The organism is Mesorhizobium sp. M1E.F.Ca.ET.041.01.1.1, from assembly GCF_003997355.1.
Taxonomy (GTDB): domain Bacteria; phylum Pseudomonadota; class Alphaproteobacteria; order Rhizobiales; family Rhizobiaceae; genus Mesorhizobium.
Genome location: NZ_RZSL01000687.1, coordinates 1 through 2,825 on the forward strand (window position 1 = coordinate 1; position 2,825 = coordinate 2,825).

The following is a 2,825-nucleotide window of genomic DNA, read 5'->3' on the forward strand; positions in this document are numbered from 1 at the left end:
GCACACCACGACCTGGGTCGCCACGCTGCCGCCCGGCTGCGTCCGCACCAAGGTCAACGGCTTCGACGTCTGGCGCTGCGGCGGCACCTATTACCGGCTCTATCAGGGCCGCTACATCGTGGTCGTCGTCGATTGACCGGCGGACGCCGCGACGCCGAGGGCAAGTCTGACGCCCTCGGCGAGATGCTCGGCATCGGCCGGATTTTCAAACGGCACGCCTCGGAGGGCGTAATCGAGCGGAGAGAAAGGTTCGCCCTCGCCAATGAGGGCGATCTGCCGCCGCGCCTTCTCCATCTCCCCCATCTGGGCATAGCAGGCTGCCAGCCGCGTCCTGATCCAGGGCGCGGGGCGCGTCGCGAGTTCCAGCGCTTCCGCGGCCTGCCGGTATTCGCCCATCATGTAGAGCGCCAGCGCGCGGTCGAACTGGTACCAGTGCGGGTGCAGCGGATCGATGCGGATGCCGCGCGCCAGCCAGGTCAGCGCCTCCAGCGGCCGGCCGCGCATGGTGAGCAGCATGCCCATCTGCTCGATGCTGTCGGCATCGTAAGGATTGAGCTGCAGCGCGATGCGCATGTGATGCTCGGCCGCCACATGGTCGCGCATATAGAGGCGGATCAGCGACTGCACGCGATGCCCCGTCGGCTGGTCGGGCGATAGGGCCAGTCCCTTGTCGGCGAGGTCGCGGGCATTTTCCAGCACCGCGTCGCTGGCGCGTCCGAATTCCCCATCCAGTGCCCGCGCCAAGGCGAGATAGGTGTAGGCCAGCCCGTAATTCGGATCCTTGGCGATCGCCGCTTCGAACAAGGCCTCGGCGCCGCGCTGGTCGGTCTGGGCCGGGTCGCGCAGCAGCGCAAAGCCGCGCAGCAGAAGCTCGTAGGCGGCAAGGCTGGTCACCGGCTTGCGCGAGGCCTGCTCCAGCCCGGCATTGGTGACCCGCGTGACCAGCCGGCTGACGATCTGTTCGACAATCTCCCGCTCGATCGCGAACAGGCCGGCGCCTTGCGACTGGTAGCGGTCGCCCCAGAGCTGGCTCCCGGTGGCGATATCGACGAGGCTGACAGCCACCACGACATGCTCGACCTGGCGGCGAAGCGATCCCTCGACAAGGTAGTCGGCGCCGATGCGGGCACGGATTTGCGGCCACTCGGCGCGGCCGAAGGAAGCGAAGGAGAAACTCGAATTGCGCGCCAGGACCGTGACGGTACCGAAGCGCGCCACGCCATTGATGATATCCTCGGCAAAGCCGTCGACCATCGCCTCGTCGGCCGGATCGCCGCTGTCGTTGCGAAAGCGCACCACCGCCACGATCGGCTGGCTGCTGATCTCAGGTGCGGCCTCGGCCTCGGCGGCAAGCATATAGCCTCGCTTGGAGACGGTGCGGACCATATCGTCGCCAAGCACCTTGCGGATCTCGCGGATCGATTGGGTGAGCGAATCCTCGGTGACATAGACGCCCGGCCAGACGACATCCATCAGCTCCGATTTCGGAACGACGCGGCCCATGTTGCGGGCGAGATGCGAAAGCAGCGCGTAGGCTTTCGGCCGGAGGTAGAGCGGCTCGTTGACGCCGCACAGCGTCCCCTTGGCAAGGTCGAGCGTGAACCCGCCAAACCGGAAGACCTGATCGGCCGTCGCCGTCGTCATCGGGAACCCCTTCCCGGCCCGCGCAATACCCGATCGATCCCGCTCAACGGGGCATGCGCATCGCCATTATTGCCCACTGCGCAATTTCGATCAAACTGGCTGTCGGCGCGGTGGCTAGTGTCGCCCCGCCAAATGCGAGGAGCCATGAACCCGACCGAGAAAGCGCTGTGGTTTGTCGAAAGCCATCTGCCCGATGCGATTTCGCTCGACGATGTCGCGGCAAGCAGCGGCGTGTCGCGCTTCCACGTGACGCGTGCCTTCGGCGCCGCCACCGGACGGTCTGTCATGGGCTATATGCGGGCGCGCAGGCTCAGCGAAGCGGCGCGCCAGCTTGCCGGCGGCGCGCGCGATATCCTGGCCGTCGCGCTCGAAGCCGGCTATGGCTCGCATGAGGCTTTCACGCGGGCTTTTCGCGAGCAGTTCGGCACCACGCCGGAGTTGGTGCGCGCGCAAGGCTCGACCCAGACCCTCGACCTCGTGGAGCCTATTCTAATGGACAGTTCCCTTCTCACCACGCTCGAGTCGCCGCGCTTCGAGACCAGCCGCCCCTTCCTCATCGCCGGTCTCGGCGAGCGCTACAGCTGCGAGACCAGCGCCGGCATTCCGATGCAGTGGCAGCGCTTCGGGCCCTATATCGGCAACATCCCCGGCGAAGTCCCCGGCGTCTTCTACGGCGTCTGCGTCAATGGCGACGACGCCGGCAATTTCGACTACATCGCCGGCGTCGAAGTGTCGGATTTCTCCGACCTGCCCAAGGAGTTTTATCGCGTGCGGGTGCCAGCGCAGAAATATGCGGTGTTCGCGCATCGCGAGCACATCTCGACCATCCGCCGGACCGTCAACACGATCTGGAACAAATGGCTGCCGGGCTCCGGCCATGAGATCGCCGACTCGCCGGAATTCGAGCGCTACGGGCCTGAATTCGATCCGGATACCGGCAATGGCGGGCTGGAAATCTGGGTGCCGGTGAAAGGTTGAGACGCTTTTCCCTTCTCCCCTTGTGGGAGAAGGTGTCGCCGAAGGCGACGGATGAGGGGTGTTCCAGCTTGGCGCAGACCTTCGCCAGCGTTAGACGCCACGACTGGAGCAGACGTCTCACTCCGCTGGAACACCCCTCATCCGTCTCGGCGCTGCGCGCCGATCCACCTTCTCCCGCAAGGGGAGAAGGAAAAGGCGCCTAC

2 protein-coding genes are annotated in these 2,825 nt (G+C 65.8%); one reads left to right on the top strand and one right to left on the bottom strand.

Annotated elements, in window-relative coordinates; all coding sequences use genetic code 11:
* Window positions 1-111 precede the first annotated feature (111 nt).
* Window positions 112-1,644, bottom strand: a complete 1,533-nt coding sequence (locus EOA38_RS32590; RefSeq protein WP_126094437.1) for a winged helix-turn-helix domain-containing protein — start codon at window positions 1,642-1,644, stop codon at window positions 112-114.
* A 144-nt stretch (window positions 1,645-1,788) separates the two neighbouring features.
* On the opposite strand from EOA38_RS32590, the gene EOA38_RS32595 reads away from it, so the two are divergent.
* Window positions 1,789-2,622: an AraC family transcriptional regulator gene (locus EOA38_RS32595; protein WP_126094438.1), complete on the top strand. Its 834-nt coding sequence runs from the start codon at window positions 1,789-1,791 to the stop codon at window positions 2,620-2,622.
* Window positions 2,623-2,825: the final 203 nt, after the last annotated feature.